Raw genomic sequence first — 17,357 nt, 5'->3', positions numbered from 1 at the left:
AAAAATTTATGAAGTGAAGTTGAACTGTAAAAAAGAAATGTACTGATGGCAAAGAACCTCGTGATCGTGGAGTCGCCTGCGAAGGCAAAGACTATAGAAGGATTTTTAGGAAAGGATTTCCTGGTGAAATCGAGTTTCGGGCATGTGCGTGATCTGGTGAAAAAAGGACTGGCCGTGGATACTGAAAAAGGATTTTCTCCGAATTATGAAATTTCTCCGGATAAAGAAAAAGTGATTTCTGAATTGAGAAAACTTTCGAAAGATGCGGAGATCGTTTGGCTCGCGACTGATGAGGACCGTGAAGGTGAAGCGATTTCCTGGCATTTGTCGGAAGCGCTTAAGCTGGATGTGAAAAAAACGAGGCGAATTGTTTTTCACGAGATCACCAAGCCGGCAATACTTCGCGCAATTCAAACGCCGCGCACCATTGATCAGCACCTTGTGAATGCGCAACAGGCGAGAAGAATCCTGGACCGCCTGGTAGGTTTTGAACTTTCGCCCATCCTCTGGAAAAAAGTCAAACCATCTCTCTCCGCGGGCCGCGTGCAGAGCGTTGCTGTGCGCCTGCTCGTGGAGCGCGAGCGCGAGATCTCGAATTTCAAATCAGTTTTCTCCTATAAAGTTTCTGCAGTTTTTTCATCGAACGGCAGCAATTTCAAAGCAGAATTAAAAAATAATTTTTCTTCGATCGATGAGGCGCGCGACTTTCTGAATAAATGTGTGCATGCAGAATTCACCGTTGCATCGCTCGAAACAAAACCAGCAAAAAAATCTCCGGCAGCACCATTCACAACATCAACGCTGCAACAGGAAGCAAGCCGTAAACTCGGATTTTCCGTAAAGCGCACCATGACCGTCGCCCAGCGATTGTATGAAAGCGGAAAGATCACTTACATGCGTACGGACTCGGTGAATCTTTCTGAGCTCGCTATTGAGAATGCAAGAATGGTTATCGGAAAAAATTTCGGTGAGAAATACATTCACACCCGCCAGTACAAAACAAAAAGTAAAGGCGCACAGGAAGCGCACGAAGCTATTCGCCCGACGTATCTCGAACATAACAGTGTGGATGCTGAACGTGATGAAGCGAGATTGTATGACCTGATCTGGAAGCGCACCATCGCCAGCCAGATGAGTGAAGCTGAACTTGAAAAAACAACAGCGATCATTTCTGTTTCTACTGCTGCAGAAAAATTTGTTGCGCAGGGTGAAGTGATAAAATTCGACGGATTCCTGAAAGTGTATATGGAATCGTCTGATGAAGATGGTGATGAAAAAGAAGAGCGCGAAGGTGTTCTTCCGGCGCTCGCTGTTGAACAGAAATTAAATTCGCATTCCATTACAGCCACGCAGCGTTTCACGCACCACCCTGCACGTTACACGGAAGCAAGTCTTGTAAAAAAACTTGAAGAACTCGGTATAGGCCGCCCTTCTACTTACGCACCGACAATTTCCACTGTTCAGGATCGAGGCTACGTGGTAAAAGAAGATCGTGAAGGAAAGCCAAGGAATTATTCGGTACTCACATTACGCTCCGGAAATATTTCGGAAGAAACACGAACAGAAAATACAGGAGCCGAAAAAGCAAAATTATTTCCTACAGATATCGGAATGGTGGTGACGGATTTTTTAAGCCAGTATTTTCCTTCTATCATGGATTATAATTTTACGGCGAATGTGGAAGAGGAATTCGATGAGATAGCAGAAGGAAAAATTGACTGGAGAAAAATGCTGGAAGGATTTTATCGCCCCTTCCACAAAACCGTAGAGACCACCGAGGAGAAATCTGAACGTGCAAGCGGAGAACGTTTGCTCGGCATCGATCCCGTTTCAGGAAAAAATATTATTGTCCGCATTGGAAGATTCGGCCCACTCGTGCAGATCGGGGCGAGCGATGATCCGGATAAAAAATTCGCCAGCCTCAAAAAAGATCAACGGATGGAAGCGCTCACGCTCGAAGATGCGCTCGAACTTTTCAAATTGCCGCGCATCATCGGCGAATTCGAAGGAAAAGAAATGAAAGTTGCGGTCGGCAGATTCGGCCCGTACATTCTCAGCAACAATTCTTTTTATTCCATTCCGAAAACAGATGATCCACTTACGATCACTGCTGATCGCGGCATAGAGATCATTCTTGCCAAGCGTAAAGCAGATGCAGAAAAAGAGATCAACACTTTCCGCCGCGAAGGACAGGATGATGTGCGGGTGCTGAATGGAAGGTGGGGGCCGTACATTGCCATTGGTAAAAGCAATTATAAAATTCCCAAAGGCAGCGATCCGAAATCATTGTCAATGGAAGATTGCCTTGCTATTGCTGCCGATCAGGATGCGAATGCCCCCGCGTGGAAAAAAGCAGCAGCAGCTAAAAAAGCAGCGCAGTTGGAAGCGAAAGAAAAAAAATCTTCACGCCCCAAAGCGAAAACCCCGGTTAAAAAAGCAGCCACGGCTTCCGTAAAATCTCCCCTGAAAAAAGCAAAACCCGTGGCAAAGAAACCGGCATCGAAAAAAAGTGCAGCAAAAAAACACGTGAAGAAAAAATAAAAATTCCGGTAATTCCGCTTTACGAACAGGCGATTGCTGATAACCCCTGCGTTTTCATCCGGCCCTTCTCATTTCGTTTTCTGAAATTTGCAGAACACCTTTTTTCAGATGAGCGACAACCTTGATTATTCGGAATTCTTTCAGCCGGTAGATGAATCTAAATTTTCCGGAACATCAACTTATTTTCCCTCGCAGATCGGGCAGAAAATTCAGAAAAATTCTTCTCTCACAGGGTGGCCAGATCTTAGCGGCACAAAACTAGCGCTCATTGGCGTGAACGAGGACCGGCGCACGCATAACAATAACGGATGCGCGCTCGCGCCTGATCATGTGCGCAGGAATTTTTACAATTTGTTCGAAGGAGAATGGCAATTGCAGATGGCCGATCTGGGTGATATCCGCGCAGGAAATTCCCCGGATGACACCGACTTCGCACTGAAAACTGTCATAGGTGCTTTGTTGCGGAAAAATATTATTCCACTCATCATGGGCGGAGGGCAGGATCTCACATACGCGCAATATCTCGGTTACGAAAAAATAGAACAGACGGTGAACGTGGTCGCTGTTGATCCGCAATTCGATCTCGGTGTTGCCGGAGAAAAACTCAACAGTCGTTCGTGGCTGAGTAAACTCATTCTTCATCAGCCAAATTTTCTTTTCAATTTTTCCAACATCGGTTACCAGACTTATTTTGTCGAGCAGGCTTCCATCGAACTGATGCAGAAACTAAATTTTGATATTCATCGTCTCGGTCTTTCACGCTCGAGAATGGAAGATCTCGAACCCATCATCCGCAATGCCGACATCCTGAGTTTTGATATCGGTGCCGTTCGCCAGAGTGAAGCGCCGGCAAATGAAAATGCTTCTCCCAATGGATTCTTCGGAGACGAGGCCTGCCAGGTTGCCCGTTATGCAGGCATCAGCGATAAATGTTCTTCATTCGGAATTTACGAGATCAATCCTGCTTTCGATCGCAAAAACATCACGTCGCATCTCGCCGCGCAGATGTTCTGGTGTTTCATCGACGGGTTTTACAACAGAAAAAAAGATTTTCCATTCGGCGATGCCAGCGATTACATGAAGTACCGCGTATTTCTCAGAGATCATAATCACGAAATTATTTTCATGAAAAGTTCACGCAGCGATCGCTGGTGGATGGAAGTTCCGTATCCGCCCAATCAGAAATTGCGCTTCGAACGTCACGCACTTGTTCCGTGCACTTATCAGGATTATGAAGAAGCCTGCAAGGAAGAAATGCCCGATCGCTGGTGGCAGACATTCCAGAAACTGAGTTAGCCCCGCTTAAATTCTCCGCTCATTCGAAGATTGGCCAATTTGAAAATTCGGGTATTAAAATTTCTTTTTTAAGAATTTCAAATCTTGAATCTTGAATCTTGAATCTTGAATGTGCGCGTGCATGAAGTTGTATCTTTTTTTCATTTCCATGTTATATCAACGTCACCAGAAACACATAGTCAATGAAGCATGAAAAAGTATTTTACAATTCTCGCATTCTGCTCGGGAGCAGGAATTTTTGCGCAACAAGATCCGCAGTTTTCTCAATACATGTTCAACAAACTTTTTATGAATCCGGCTTACGCGGGCATGCGCAATTCATTCTGCGCAACGCTCATCGGCCGCCAGCAATGGGCCGGTTTCGACGGATCACCGAGAAGCGCAGTGCTTTCGGCCGATCTTATTCTTCCGGAAGATTACAGCAGTGGTATCGGCATCACCATCACGACTGATAAACTCGGATTTGAAAACAACATGAATTATTCATTCGATTATTCTTTTCATCGAAAGTATGGCGATCATATTTTCGCTCTCGGGATTCAGGCCGGCGCTTATAGCAAACATCTTGGCCCTTCTGCAAATCAGCAATGGGTTTCTACTTCCAATTGGATGAATGATCAATCAATTCCGCCGCAGATAAAAACAACAGTGTTCGATGCCGGTGCAGGATTCTGGTACCAGGACAACAGAACATGGTTAGGAATTTCTTCTTCGCATCTGAATTCAAAATTGATCAATGACGGAATAGAAACTGTGAATAATGTTGATCACACACTTTTGTACCAGGTGGCGCGGCATTATTTTATTTCCGGCGGAACAAGAATTTTCCCTTATCAGAAATGGGAAATTCGCCCGTCATTCCTCGTAAAATCAGATGCAACCATTACTTCATTCGAAGTAAATTGCATCGCCCTTTTCAAACAACAATTCTGGTTCGGTTGTTCTTACCGGTTCGCAGATGCCGTCATTCCGATGATTGGATTTCAGACGGAACATTTCAAAAATACAGACCAGGGTCCGGCCGAAGGCGGAATGAAAATTGGTTTTGCTTATGACTATACCACATCGCAACTCAGAAATTACAACAGCGGAACTTTCGAACTTTTTCTGAATTATTGCATTCCTGTAGATTGGAAATACGGCTGGCATCGCGACGATCGTTTTTTCGAATAGCAGCTGAGGTTGTTAAAATTCTTTCGAGCGTTGCCGGAATACTTGGTTTTGAAAAAAGATTTTGAACAATTTGAGGTTAAAAAAGATTTGTTAATCAAAAATGAATACCTATCTTAGCGACCTGTGTACTGAAAGTACACTTAAAATCAATGGCAAAACATCTGAAAAAATGAAGAAAACCCTTACTATTATTGCGTTTGCGTTGACATCCGGGGCGGCATTTGCACAGCAGGATCCGCAGTTTTCTCAATTCATGTACAACAAACTTTTCATGAATCCCGGTTATGCGGGAATGAGGCAGGCATTGTGCGCAACAGCTATTTACCGTAATCAGTGGAATGGATTTGACGGAGCTCCGAACAGCGGAGTTTTTTCTGCCGATGTTTTTCTTCCGCAAATTCATGGTGGCGCAGGAATCAATGTGATGTACGACAAACTCGGATTTGAGAATAACATGGGTTATCGTCTCGACTATTCTTTTCATCAATCTTTAGGTGGCGGCGTTCTCGGAATCGGGGTAGAGCTTGGCGCTTTCAGCAAAAGACTCGGGCCAACCGGTTCGCAGCAGTGGGTTGCAACCACCAACTGGATGACCGATCAATCGATTCCACCTGCTATCAAAAAGACTGTTTTTGATGCTGGATTCGGATTGTGGTATGCGCGCCAGAACATCTGGTTCGGAATTTCTTCCACGCACTTGCCGGCTGGTAAAATTGATGATGGCTCGTCAACTATTTCTGTGCCTGCCAACACACCTCCAACTATTACTCACACATTGTTGTTCCAGATGGCGCGCCACTATTTTATCACCGGTGGTTACAATTGGGATTTGGGTGACTGGTCAATTCGTCCGTCATTTCTTGTGAAATCTGATGCAACAATAACTTCATTCGATTTGAATGTTATCGCCATGTACAATCAGCGTTTCTGGGCTGGTGCTTCTTATCGCTTCCAGGATGCTATTTGTCCGATGATCGGTTTTCAAATGCCTACTTCCAAGTCAACCCCAAACGGGATGCCTGATGGGGGTATGAAAATTGGTTTCGCCTACGATTATACGACTTCAAATCTAAAAAATTACAATAACGGCACATTCGAACTATTTATAAACTACTGTGTTCCAATCACTATGCCTGTGCATCGGCAGGGACATGGAGATGTTCGGATTTTCGATTGATTGAGTTAAGGGTACGTAAATCGTAACCTTGAAACCTAGATTGGCGTAAAAACGATTCTGTTGTCGCCAAAATCATCATACTCTCTCAGTATGGTGATTTTTCAGCAATAGGGGCAATACCGGAAACATTGCCAGCGTTTTATTAAAACTAAAACACCAGAGTACACCACTAAAGGGAAACTAAAGGAGGCTAAAATGAAACGATTATTGTTCGTGGGCGTGATCGCCGTGATGCTACTGTTTAATTCCTGTGAACAGGATAATGGTCAGCTTATGGGCGTACAAAACCGTCCGGCTTGGTATCCATTCGATCCTTATGGAATGTTGTATTGCCCGATGGGCAGTTACAATATGGGTCCTAGCGATGAGGATATTCCTTATGCACATACTACAAAGTCGAAAACTGTTTCTATTCAGGCATTTTACATGGACCAGACAGAGATCTCGAATAACGAGTATCGTCAGTTCGTGTATTATGTTCGGGACTCCTTAGCTCGTCGTTTGCTTGCAACGAATGGTTTTGAGGATGATTACCTGATTCCTGAAGAAGAGTGGACAGGATATGAGGATAATGGACCTCGTTATGTAGATGACGATATGCCTCAGGATCCTTATCAGCCTTTGAACTGGCTTGAAAAAGTTCGCTGGGATGCAACAGATCCTGATTACAAAGCTGCACTTAACGACATGTATCTTCCTGCTGAAGAGCGTTTCTGGCACCGCAAGGAAATCGATTCTCGTAAACTTATTTATGAATATTATAGGATTGACCTTCGTACTGCAGCTCAGAAAACAAATCGTTATATACCCAAAACGACCCCTAACCCTTCTGAAGCCGGAAGGACAATGCCCACACGCGAGCAGGGAAACTACAACGTTCAATCGCGCCGCGTCACGAAGAATGGCGTTGACAGAAGTGTTTTCATTGTAAAAGATGTGATCAATGTTTATCCTGATACTCTTGCTTGGGTACATGATTTCTCGTATGCTTTCAATGAACCAATGACGAATATGTATTTCTGGCATCCATGTTATGATGATTATCCAGTTGTAGGAGTAACCTGGAAACAGGCGCGTGCGTTTTGTATTTGGCGTACGCAATTATTGAATACTTTCCTTGAAGGCAGTGGAGAAGTTGCTGTACAGGATTTTCGTCTTCCTACGGAATCAGAGTGGGAGTACGGGGCTCGTGGCGGATTGCAGTTAAACCCATACCCTTGGGGAGGACCTTATATTCGTAATGCGCGTGGATGTTTCCTTGGAAACTTTAAACCAATGCGTGGCTCCTATATAGATGACGGCGGTTTCCATACTGTAAAAATATTCTCATATAACCCGAATGATTGGGGATTCTATTGTATGGCTGGAAATGCTGCAGAGTGGACCTCCTGTGCTTTCGACGAGTCTGCATATGACTTCATGCATGACCTCAACCCGGATTACCAATATGAAACAACTGTTCAGGATGAATCGCCTTCCAGCACAGTTCTTTGCCGGAAAGTGATTCGTGGTGGTTCTTGGAAAGATGTTGGTTTCTATTTGCAAACCAGTTCACGTTCCTATGAATACCAGGACACGGCAAAATGTTACGTAGGATTCCGTTGCGTAATGACCTTCCTCGGTCGTTCTAAGGATGATGATCTATAATTCTGACTTTTCTCCCGTAAATTCACACCAAACAATAAACACAGTCCTAACCAACACAAACAAGTAATAACAATGAGCGGTAAAAATAGTCTTTTCGCCAGCAAGAAGTGGAAAAATTTCATGGCAAAACTGTACGGCTTCGGTGCGTCGGTCGTAATCGTAGGGGCGCTTTTCAAAATTCAGCACTGGCCCGGTGCTGGTACAATGTTGATCATAGGCTTGGGAACAGAAGCGGTTATTTTCGCTTTCTCGGCGTTCGAACCGATTCATGAAGATTTGGACTGGACATTGGTTTACCCTGAGCTTGCAGGTATGACTGAGGAGGAAAAAGCAAAAGAACTGGATGAGAAAGGTGATGATACGTCTCTCACCCAACAGTTAGATAAAATGCTTGAGGAAGCTAAGATTGGGCCTGAGTTGTTAGAAAGCCTGGGAGCCGGAATGCGTGGACTGAGTGAGAGCGTAACCAAGATCGGAGACATTGCAGATGCAAGTGTTGCTTCTAAAGAATTCTCGGATAATATTTCGAAAGCGACCAATAATGTAGATCGTCTTTCGCTTGCTTATGAACGTGCCGGGGAAAGTGTAAGTTCTTCAGTAGATCAACTTGCTGGTGCGTATTCTCGTGCTTCGCGTACACTCGAATCATTTGCGGCTGCTAATGAAGAATCAAGTAATTACCAGGGTCAGCTTGGAAAAATTTCCAAGAATCTGTCGGCTTTAAATGCTGCTTATGAATTGCAGCTTCAAGGATCGAACGAACATCTCAAAGCTACCAATACCCTATACGAAGGAATACAAACCATTCTTACGAATCTCAACGATTCTATGGATGATACACGTCGATATCGTACTGAAATTAATTCACTCGCCAGCAACCTCGAGGCGCTCAATACAGTGTATGGCAACATGCTCACTGCAATGAATGTCCGTAAATAATCAGTGTTAAACAATTTAAAAGAGGTTAAGAAAAATGGCTAGTGGTAAACTCTCTCCCCGACAGAAGATGATCGGTATGATGTACCTCGTACTGACGGCTCTTCTCGCACTCAACATCTCGAAAGAGATCATTCTTGCATTTATTACAATCGATAGCGGTCTCAAAAAGACAAATGCGAATTTCGATAGTAAAAATGCCGTGACTTATGGTGCTTTTGAAATCGCGAAACTGAACGATGAAAAAAAAGCAGGCCCGCTTTATGCTAAAGCAATGGCGGTAAAAGCTTATTCAACATCACTCTGTAAATACATCGATGACCTTCGCGGAGAAATGATTTCTCATTCTGCCGGAGGTGACATCACTCCGAAGATCGGGGATACCCTCCATCTTGTCTTACTGGATAAGCCGGATGATTACGATACTCCAACTCACTTCATGATTGGGGAGGATCCTTCGAATGTTACCGGTAAAGCAAAAGATCTTAAAGACAGCCTGATTAAATATCACGATCATCTGATGGCTCTTCTCCCAAAAGAGTCACAGGAAAAACTCAAAGGCAGTCTTGATCCGCTCATTCCGAAGGAACAATATTCCAAAGAGATGGAAAAAATGATATCATGGGAATGGTATAATTTTTATCACATTGTAATTGTTGCATCTGTTGCGCAGCTTACGCGCATTCAGAATGATGTGAAAAATGCAGAGGGCGATGTTGTAAACGAACTTTACAAATCTATTTCTGCGAATGATTTCAAATTCGATACACTCGCAGCTAAAGTTGTTGCACCAACAAGCTATGTTCTTTCCGGAGATAAGTATATGGCTAACGTTTTTGTGGCTGCGTTCAGTACTACTCAGGATCCAAGCATCTGGTTATGCAATTATGATTCAGTTACAAAGAAACCAATCGGTGCTGTCGATTCTACTACTGTAAAAGTTGCACGCGGTATTGGCACATATGAGGTTCCTGCAACTGCAGTTGGACTTCAGAAATGGTCGGGATTGATCCGAGTGAAAAAGCCAGACAATACCTGGGATACTTATCCGTTTAAATCAGAGTATATTGTTGCTACTCCTTCTGCAGCTGTATTCCTGGAAAAGATGAATGTGTTCTATATCGGCGTTGATAATCCTATAACGATCTCTGCAGCTGGAGTTGCTCCGGGTGATTTGAAGCCCTCTTTGAGCGGAGGTTCTATGCGTCCGAATGGGAAAGCTGGCTCCTATATTGTAACGGTGTCTGGCGGAACAAAAGCAACACTGACTGTTGGCGCTACACTGAATGGAGTAAATAAATCAATGGGAACATTTGAATTCCGTATAAAACGTGTTCCTGATCCGGTGGCTTATGTGGGAAGTATTAAAGGAGATGGACAAATGACCAAAGCTGAATTAAACAATCAGTCTGGTGTATTCGCAAAGATGGAAGGATTCGATTTTGACCTTTCTTTCAAAGTCATTTCATTTGTTCTTTCTGTTAACGTTAACGGTGTTTACGTTGAGAAGAAAAGTGTTGGCCCCGCAATTAATCAGGACATGAAATCACTTCTTGCCGGCATCAGACCCGGTAACAAAGTTTTCTTTGAACAGATCACAGTACAAGGCCCGGATGGAACGATGAGAAAGATCCCCGGCGTAAATATCAAAGTGAAGTAAACTAAAACCCAAAGGAGGGAAGTACCATGAAAACGATCAAGTTTCTTCTGGTTGCAGTTGTTGTTCTCCTGGCATTCGACGATGTTCGTGCACAGGTACTCGATCCAACTTTTCCTGATCAGGTTTACCTCAGGGAAAACACGCGCACCCGCAAACCAATTCCATACACATACCTGCGTGAAGCAGACGTGATGTGGTCTAAACGCGTATGGCGCACGCTTGATCTTCGCGAGAAGTTCAATCACCCGCTGTACTATCCTGAAACAAGGATCAATGATCGACGTAGCTTGTTTGACGTTCTAAAGGACGCCCTACTCGCCGGTCAGATCAATGCTTTCGATAATCCTGCTCTGGATGACGAATTCAAAGTAAAGATGACCAAAGCACAGGTAGAAGCAACGTTCATTCAATGGGATTCAACAAACCAGGTAGAAGACCCGAATAATCCGGGAACTTTTATCCTCGCTCCTCTTAAAAATGAGTTGAATTCAAATGATATTAAAGCTTATTGGATGAAGGAAGACTGGTTCTTCGATAAGCAACGCTCCGTAATGGATGTTCGCATTCTCGGACTCTGCCCTATGGCAGAAAAAGCAGATCCTACTTCCGGCGAGATCATTGGTTATACTCCTAAGTTCTGGGTTTATTTCCCGCAATGCCGCCCCGTTTTTGCGATGGCAGAAGTTTATAATACAAAGAATGATGCGGAACGCCGCTCACTTGATGATGTGTTCTGGAAACGAATGTTTGAAAGTTATATCCATAAAGAATCAAACGTGTATGATCGTAGCATCAGCACCTATTACACCGGTATTGATGCCCTGATGGAATCTGATCGTATCAAGAACGATATTTTCATTATGGAACATGACCTCTGGCATTTCTGAAAAATTTTTCCTCAAAAAGATCCTTCCTTACCCGGAAGGATTTTTTTTTGCTTTAATGTGACTTTCCATCGACGCGCATCTTATGCTTACAAAATAAAAAAGGAAAGGAGAGAAAAATGAAAAACCAGAAATCAAAAAAAACAATGGTCACAATAATTTTTTCTGTGATCGCGATCATGACCTTCGTCTTGCCGGAAATTTCATCAGCACAACCAGGAGGAACTTCTGCTGGTGGTGTATTGAATCCTGCAGCATTCGGAGAAACTTTTTATATCAAGGAAAATGCGCGTAATCGCAATGCCGTTCCCTATGCGCCCGAGCGCGAAGCCGATATGATGTGGTCGAAACGCGTGTGGAGAACACTCGATCTGCGTGAGAAATTCAATCTTCCGCTTTATTACCCGGAAATGCCGCTCAACGATCGCATGAGCTTGTTCGATGTGATAAAAAAAGGATTGCTCGATGGAACCATTCACGCGTATGATAATCCTGCAATGGACGATGAATTCAAAGTGAGAATGACCAAAAGCCAGGTAGAAGGAACATTCGTGCAATGGGATTCAACTACCACATGCGAGGATCCGAATAATCCGGGAACATTCATTCCATGCCCTACAAGAACAGATCTCAACTCCTATAATGTGAAAGCATACTGGATGAAAGAAGACTGGTATTACGATAAACAACGCTCTGTAATGGATGTGCGCATCATCGGAATTTGCCCCATGAAAGAGAAAACAGATCCGTCAACTGGAGATGTTCTCGGATTCACTCCGCTCTTCTGGTTGTATTTTCCGGAATGCAGGCCGCTGTTCGCAAAAACAGAAGTGTACAATACAAAAAATGATGCGAACCGGATGACGCTCGATGATCTCTTCATGAAAAGAATGTTCTCGAGCAGCATTCGCAAAGAATCGAATGTGTATGACCGGCCCATCGTCGCTTATGCAGAGGGAATAGATGTGATGCTCGAATCAGACCGCGTGAAAGATGATATCTTCAAAATGGAACACGACATGTGGCACTTGTAAAATTATCCTTCGCCATAAATTTTATTTGTCAAAAAAAATCTCCTGCAAAATTTCTGCCGGAGATTTTTTTTACGTACTACCACCGGCATTTCTGCGTTTTATTATCAGACCATTCTCCCATGAAACATTTTACTCCGCCAGTGAATTCAAACGCATTCGCAAAAGGAGGCCATCATGTTTCGTCCCCAAAGAAAAAAAATAATTTTCTTCTCCATTAAAAATTTTCTTGAAGAACTCAGGTTCGGCGTAAGACTCATTATTTTTCTGTTGCTGATTTTCTTCGCATCACGGATCAAAGCACAACCTGCCGTTCCATGTTCTGTTCCCGATACTTCTGGAAATACAATGAATCCGAATAACATCGGCAGAAGGCCTATTCCTTATCCTTACGTGCGTGAAGCAGATGTGATGTGGTCGAAACGTATATGGCGAACGCTTGACCTTCGCGAAAAACTCAATCAACCGTATTATTATCCGGAAGAACCGCATGATGGACTTATGAGTTTGTTCGATCTTGTGAAATGCGGTGTCATGCACGGTTACATTACAGCATTCGATAATCCCGCGTTCGATGATGAATTCAAAGTGAAGATGAATACGGAACAGGTTGCAGAACTATTGTACTCGAAAGAAATTGTGCAGGTAGAAGATCCGTTCAATCCCGGAACTTATAAAAATGACACGATCGTAAATGAAATTCAAAGCAGCGATGTGCTGGCCTGGTGGATGAAAGAAGATTGGTTCTTCGATAAAGAACGTTCCGTGATGGAAGTACGCATTATTGGAATTTGCCCGCTCTGCACTAAAAAAGATCCGGCCACCGGCGCAGTGCTTGGCTATCGCCCGCTATTCTGGTTGTATTTTCCGCAGATACGACCGCTGCTCGCACGACAGGGAGTTTATCTCGGACAGAATTATTCCGGGAGAATTACTTACGATGATATGTTTGAGAAAAGAATTTTCGCAAGCTACATTCACAAAGAATCCAATGTGTATGACCGGCCCATAAGTTCGTATGAAACGGGCATTGATGCATTACTCGAAGCTGATAAAATAAAAGAAGATATGCTGGATTTTGAAAGCGATCTATGGCACTATTAGTATTGAGTAAAACCCCTTACTCAAAACTAATCGATCGCTCTTTGCAGAAAATTATTCAACGGGATCATCTCTTTCATTATAGAAACTGCCTTCTTCACAAAATCTTTTCCCGTCACTTCTTTTGATTTTAATTCCCCGACAACAACAAAACTTTTCAGTTTTAAGAATTCTATTGCCGGATGATCTTTTGCATATCCTTTTGGCGTGGTAGAAAGTTTGTCTTCTTCATCCAGTTTTCCAAATGTGCTTTTGAATTTTTTTGAAGAAACAATTTTCCTGAATTCATCCTGGTTGTAATCGATCTCCTGCCTGATCTTTGAAAGTTCCGGCGACTCCGGCATCCAGAGTCCGCCGGCAATGAACGCTTTGCCCGGTTCTATGTGAACATAATATCCCGGCGCCGACATTTTTTTTCCACCGGGATTTATTATTGCGCCCAAATTATTTTTATACGGACGTTTGTCTTTCGAGAAACGAACATCGCGGTAGATCCTGAACATGCATTTTTTCGCAATAAGATCGGCATCGATGCGCCGGTCTGCTTTACGGATGCCTTCGATGATCCTATCGATATTTTTTTCCACGTCATCTTTTGCCGCGAGATAAAGCGATTTGTTTTTTTCAAACCAGTCGCGGTTATTGTTCTTTGATAATTTTCCGAGGAAATCGAGCGTTGATTTTCTGATCATGTTTTTTATTCTTTAGCAATTGGATTCTGATCTGGTGTCGCATCCAGTTCATCGGTGAGCCGTTGTACAAACCGGTATTTGCTGAAAAATTCTCGAGCAATGATGCGCAGGATCGTGTACACGGGAACAGCAACGATCATTCCTCTTATGCCGGCAAGCGATCCCGCAATGAGAATGACTGTGAATATTTCTATCGGGTGTGCTTTCACTCTTTTTGAGAAAATGAAAGGCTGCACAATGAATGCGTCGAGTAAATTCATCGCAATGAAAACAAGTATGATCTTTTCAATGAGCGGAATGAGTGCCGAATAAAAATCAAGAGTGAGATTGGAAGAAACTGCAATGACAATAGCAAATGCGCCACCGATGAGCGGGCCGATGTAAGGAATGATATTCATGATGCCGGCGAAAAATCCGATGAGCAGAAAATTCTTCACACCCAGTACCGCCATTCCGATACTGATGAAAGAAGTAACGAATAAAACATCGAGCAAAACGCCCGTGAAATATTTCCGCAGCATTATTTCTGAATCGGTAATGATGTTGCGAACACTATGCACGTGTTTCACCGGCACGAGGAGAAGCAGCATTTCGAAAATGGAAACGCCATCCTTGATAAAAAAAAATGTGAAAAATGAGATCGCGAAAAATGCAATGAAGGCGGAACCGAAAAAGGAAACAACTCCATTCACTACAGATGTGAACTGGATCGTCTTCAGCATATCGCTTGCTGCCGACTGAATATAACTTTCCAGCGATTGTGTGCTTCCACTCGTTTGCTGAAGGTCGGTGAATGTATTCTGAAGTTGATTGATAGGTGCGTGCAATGCCATCTGCAATTGATCGCTGCTCACGTGCGAGATCGTAAGCGCTTCACCCGCGAACATGTGTATGAAAACAGGAAAAACAGAAAAGATCAGAACATATAAACTCAGCAGCACAATCACCGCACGTAACCCGGACGGAATAGGTTTATTCCTGATCTTAACACTGCGCATGCGTTTCTCTATCGGGCGTGTGAGCACCGTGATGATCGCGGCAATGAGAATGTAAAGCAGGATCGTGCGCACCTGCCAGAATACCCACGCGAACGCTACGAGGAGAACAATGCTCAGAAAAATAAGCACACCGGAAATGACGGAGCCGCGGATGGTTTTCATTGGGGAATAAAGATAGTTCTTAGTTCGGAGTCGGGAGTTGGGAGTCCGGAAAAAAATCAATACTCCGTACTCCTTTCTCCTCACTCCCAACTGTTATCTTTGCAGACTTATGATCTCGATCAATAATGTGACGGTGAGTTTCGGCGGATTCACTCTTTACGACGGAATTTCTTTTCTCATCAATCAGCGCGACAGGATTGGGCTTGCAGGAAAAAACGGTGCAGGAAAATCTACGCTTATGAAAATAATTGTAGGCGAACAGCGGCCTACGAGCGGTGAAGTTGCGATCCCGAGAGAATGTACTATCGGTTACCTGCGCCAGGACATGGCGGCTAGCCTCGGTAAAACTGTATTCAATGAAACGGCGACCGCATTTGCCGAAGTGAAAAAACTCGAAGAGAAAATTGCTTACATCAGCGAACAACTTACCGTGCGCACGGATTATGAATCGGGCGGATACATGCAACTCATCCAGGATCTCAATGATGCGAATGAACGATTGCATGTTCTTGACGGTGGAGAAATTGATGCGCAGATAGAACGCACACTGATGGGACTTGGATTTGAAAGAAAAGATTTCGACCGGCTTACCGATGAATTCAGCGGGGGATGGAGAATGAGAATTGAACTCGCGAAAATATTATTACAGAAACCGAATGTGCTTTTGCTCGATGAGCCCACGAACCACCTCGACATCGAATCGATCCAGTGGCTTGAAAATTTTCTCGTCGATTATTACGGAGCAGTCGTCATCATTTCGCACGACAAAGCTTTTCTCGATAATCTCACTACGCGAACGATAGAAATTTCATTGGGAAAAATTTATGATTACAAAGCAAATTATACGCGTTACCTGCAATTGCGCAAAGAAAGAAGGGAGACGCAGCTTTCCGCACAGAAAAATCAACAGAAATTCATTGACAAAACAGAACAACTCATTGACAAATACCGCGCAAAAGCAAACAAGGCTTCATTCGCACAGTCACTGATAAAAAAATTAGATAAGATTGAAATTATCGAAGTCGATAACGAAGACAACCAACAGATCCGTTTTCGTTTTCCTCCTGCGCCGCGTTCCGGAAAAATAGTCGTGGAAGCAAAAGACGTGACTAAAGCGTACGGAGAAAAAATTATTTTCAAAAATGTGAATTTCGAAATTGAACGGGAAGACCGCGTGGCTTTTGTGGGAAGAAATGGCGAAGGAAAATCGACGATGATCCGCCTCATCAACGGCGAAGCAACCACGAATGGTGAAGCGAAAACAGGTTTTTCGGTGAGCACAGGTTACTTTGCCCAGGACGATGCAGACATGATGGATGCTGATAAAACCGTTTTTGAAACGATTGATGAATTGGCTGTTGGCGATGTGCGCAAACAGGTGCGCGGTTTGCTCGGGTCTTTTTTATTCAGCGGCGATGACATTGACAAAAAAGTGAAAGTTCTTTCCGGTGGTGAACGTACGCGACTTGCTTTGTGCAAACTTCTCCTCGAGCCGCACAATCTTCTTATTCTCGATGAACCGACCAATCACCTCGATATCCGTTCGAAAGAAGTTCTCAAAAATGCATTATTTAAATTCGACGGAACGCTCGTCATCGTTTCACACGATCGTGATTTTCTGCAGGGGCTTACCGGTAAAGTTTTTGAGTTCCGCAATCAGAATGTGAAACAACATATCGGCGATGTGTATGAATTCATCAAGACAAGAAAAATAGAAACGCTGGCCGATCTCGAACAGAAAGAAGCAAAAAAAAATGTATCCCGTCCGACCGGGTCATCCGGGCTGGCAGAAAAACAAGAAGAGAAGACCGACAGCGAAGAATACCGCGCAAAACAAAAAGAAACTTCACAGCTCCGGAACCGCATTCACAAAATAGAGGGGGAAATTTCAAAACTGGAAAAAGAAATTCTGTCCATCGATGAAAAACTGAATGACCCCCAGCAATATCAACTGGTGATGAATGACAAAGAATTATTTTCTTCCTACGAAAAAAAGAAAGATACCCTCGATCAGAAAATGCTGGAATGGGAAGAGTTGAATAAAAAATTGTGAATTATT

13 protein-coding genes are annotated in these 17,357 nt (G+C 43.6%); 11 read left to right on the top strand and 2 right to left on the bottom strand.

Annotated features, from left to right (window positions below):
- Positions 1 to 45 precede the first annotated feature (45 nt).
- From topA to gldN (HY064_16770), 10 genes are all read left to right on the top strand, one after another.
- Positions 46 to 2,541, top strand: coding sequence for a type I DNA topoisomerase (topA, locus tag HY064_16815; GenBank protein ID MBI3512325.1), 2,496 nt, complete (start codon positions 46 to 48; stop codon positions 2,539 to 2,541).
- Positions 2,542 to 2,649: 108 nt separating this feature from the next.
- A complete protein-coding gene (locus tag HY064_16810) occupies positions 2,650 to 3,837 on the top strand; it encodes a formimidoylglutamase (GenBank protein MBI3512324.1) in 1,188 nt (395 codons plus the stop codon).
- A 189-nt stretch (positions 3,838 to 4,026) separates the two neighbouring features.
- The gene (locus HY064_16805; GenBank protein MBI3512323.1) at positions 4,027 to 5,010 is read left to right on the top strand and encodes a type IX secretion system membrane protein PorP/SprF; all 984 of its coding nucleotides are present in this window, start codon (positions 4,027 to 4,029) and stop codon (positions 5,008 to 5,010) included.
- A 169-nt stretch (positions 5,011 to 5,179) separates the two neighbouring features.
- On the top strand, positions 5,180 to 6,187 hold the full coding sequence (locus HY064_16800) for a type IX secretion system membrane protein PorP/SprF (GenBank protein ID MBI3512322.1): 1,008 nt from the start codon (positions 5,180 to 5,182) through the stop codon (positions 6,185 to 6,187).
- Positions 6,188 to 6,382: 195 nt separating this feature from the next.
- Positions 6,383 to 7,834 (top strand): SUMF1/EgtB/PvdO family nonheme iron enzyme, encoded by a 1,452-nt coding sequence (locus HY064_16795; protein MBI3512321.1) that lies wholly within the window; start codon positions 6,383 to 6,385, stop codon positions 7,832 to 7,834.
- A 72-nt stretch (positions 7,835 to 7,906) separates the two neighbouring features.
- The gene (gene gldL, locus HY064_16790; protein MBI3512320.1) at positions 7,907 to 8,773 is read left to right on the top strand and encodes a gliding motility protein GldL; all 867 of its coding nucleotides are present in this window, start codon (positions 7,907 to 7,909) and stop codon (positions 8,771 to 8,773) included.
- Between the two features lie 34 nt (positions 8,774 to 8,807).
- Positions 8,808 to 10,430: a gliding motility protein GldM gene (gene gldM, locus HY064_16785; protein MBI3512319.1), complete on the top strand. Its 1,623-nt coding sequence runs from the start codon at positions 8,808 to 8,810 to the stop codon at positions 10,428 to 10,430.
- Between the two features lie 26 nt (positions 10,431 to 10,456).
- Positions 10,457 to 11,317: a gliding motility protein GldN gene (gene gldN, locus HY064_16780; protein MBI3512318.1), complete on the top strand. Its 861-nt coding sequence runs from the start codon at positions 10,457 to 10,459 to the stop codon at positions 11,315 to 11,317.
- Between the two features lie 116 nt (positions 11,318 to 11,433).
- Positions 11,434 to 12,348, top strand: coding sequence for a gliding motility protein GldN (gldN, locus tag HY064_16775; GenBank protein MBI3512317.1), 915 nt, complete (start codon positions 11,434 to 11,436; stop codon positions 12,346 to 12,348).
- Positions 12,349 to 12,522: 174 nt separating this feature from the next.
- Positions 12,523 to 13,449, top strand: a complete 927-nt coding sequence (gldN, locus tag HY064_16770; protein MBI3512316.1) for a gliding motility protein GldN — start codon at positions 12,523 to 12,525, stop codon at positions 13,447 to 13,449.
- 26 nt (positions 13,450 to 13,475) lie between these two features.
- Here the strand turns inward: gldN (HY064_16770) and HY064_16765 are convergent, their stop codons facing one another.
- Entirely contained in the window at positions 13,476 to 14,138 is a 663-nt protein-coding gene (locus tag HY064_16765; GenBank protein ID MBI3512315.1) for a DUF2461 domain-containing protein, read from the bottom strand.
- A 5-nt stretch (positions 14,139 to 14,143) separates the two neighbouring features.
- Positions 14,144 to 15,298: an AI-2E family transporter gene (locus HY064_16760; GenBank protein ID MBI3512314.1), complete on the bottom strand. Its 1,155-nt coding sequence runs from the start codon at positions 15,296 to 15,298 to the stop codon at positions 14,144 to 14,146.
- A gap of 109 nt (positions 15,299 to 15,407) precedes the next feature.
- Between HY064_16760 and HY064_16755 the strand changes: the two genes are divergently transcribed.
- Entirely contained in the window at positions 15,408 to 17,351 is a 1,944-nt protein-coding gene (locus tag HY064_16755) for an ABC-F family ATP-binding cassette domain-containing protein (protein ID MBI3512313.1), read from the top strand.
- Positions 17,352 to 17,357 lie beyond the last annotated feature (6 nt).

The organism is Bacteroidota bacterium (assembly GCA_016194975.1).
Lineage (GTDB): Bacteria > Bacteroidota > Bacteroidia > Palsa-965 > Palsa-965.
The sequence above is the reverse complement of the archived record's forward strand: the minus strand, read 5'-3'. Positions and strand labels throughout refer to the sequence as shown.

Bases quoted from the DNA above. Each gene is read 5' to 3' on its own strand.
- topA (MBI3512325.1), top strand. From the start codon at position 46: ATGGCAAAGAACCTCGTGATCGTGGAGTCGCCTGCGAAGGCAAAGACT.
- HY064_16810 (MBI3512324.1), top strand. From the start codon at position 2,650: ATGAGCGACAACCTTGATTATTCGGAATTCTTTCAGCCGGTAGATGAA.
- HY064_16805 (MBI3512323.1), top strand. From the start codon at position 4,027: ATGAAAAAGTATTTTACAATTCTCGCATTCTGCTCGGGAGCAGGAATT.
- HY064_16800 (MBI3512322.1), top strand. From the start codon at position 5,180: ATGAAGAAAACCCTTACTATTATTGCGTTTGCGTTGACATCCGGGGCG.
- HY064_16795 (MBI3512321.1), top strand. From the start codon at position 6,383: ATGAAACGATTATTGTTCGTGGGCGTGATCGCCGTGATGCTACTGTTT.
- gldL (MBI3512320.1), top strand. From the start codon at position 7,907: ATGAGCGGTAAAAATAGTCTTTTCGCCAGCAAGAAGTGGAAAAATTTC.
- gldM (MBI3512319.1), top strand. From the start codon at position 8,808: ATGGCTAGTGGTAAACTCTCTCCCCGACAGAAGATGATCGGTATGATG.
- gldN (MBI3512318.1), top strand. From the start codon at position 10,457: ATGAAAACGATCAAGTTTCTTCTGGTTGCAGTTGTTGTTCTCCTGGCA.
- gldN (MBI3512317.1), top strand. From the start codon at position 11,434: ATGAAAAACCAGAAATCAAAAAAAACAATGGTCACAATAATTTTTTCT.
- gldN (MBI3512316.1), top strand. From the start codon at position 12,523: ATGTTTCGTCCCCAAAGAAAAAAAATAATTTTCTTCTCCATTAAAAAT.
- HY064_16765 (MBI3512315.1), bottom strand. From the start codon at position 14,138: ATGATCAGAAAATCAACGCTCGATTTCCTCGGAAAATTATCAAAGAAC.
- HY064_16760 (MBI3512314.1), bottom strand. From the start codon at position 15,298: ATGAAAACCATCCGCGGCTCCGTCATTTCCGGTGTGCTTATTTTTCTG.
- HY064_16755 (MBI3512313.1), top strand. From the start codon at position 15,408: ATGATCTCGATCAATAATGTGACGGTGAGTTTCGGCGGATTCACTCTT.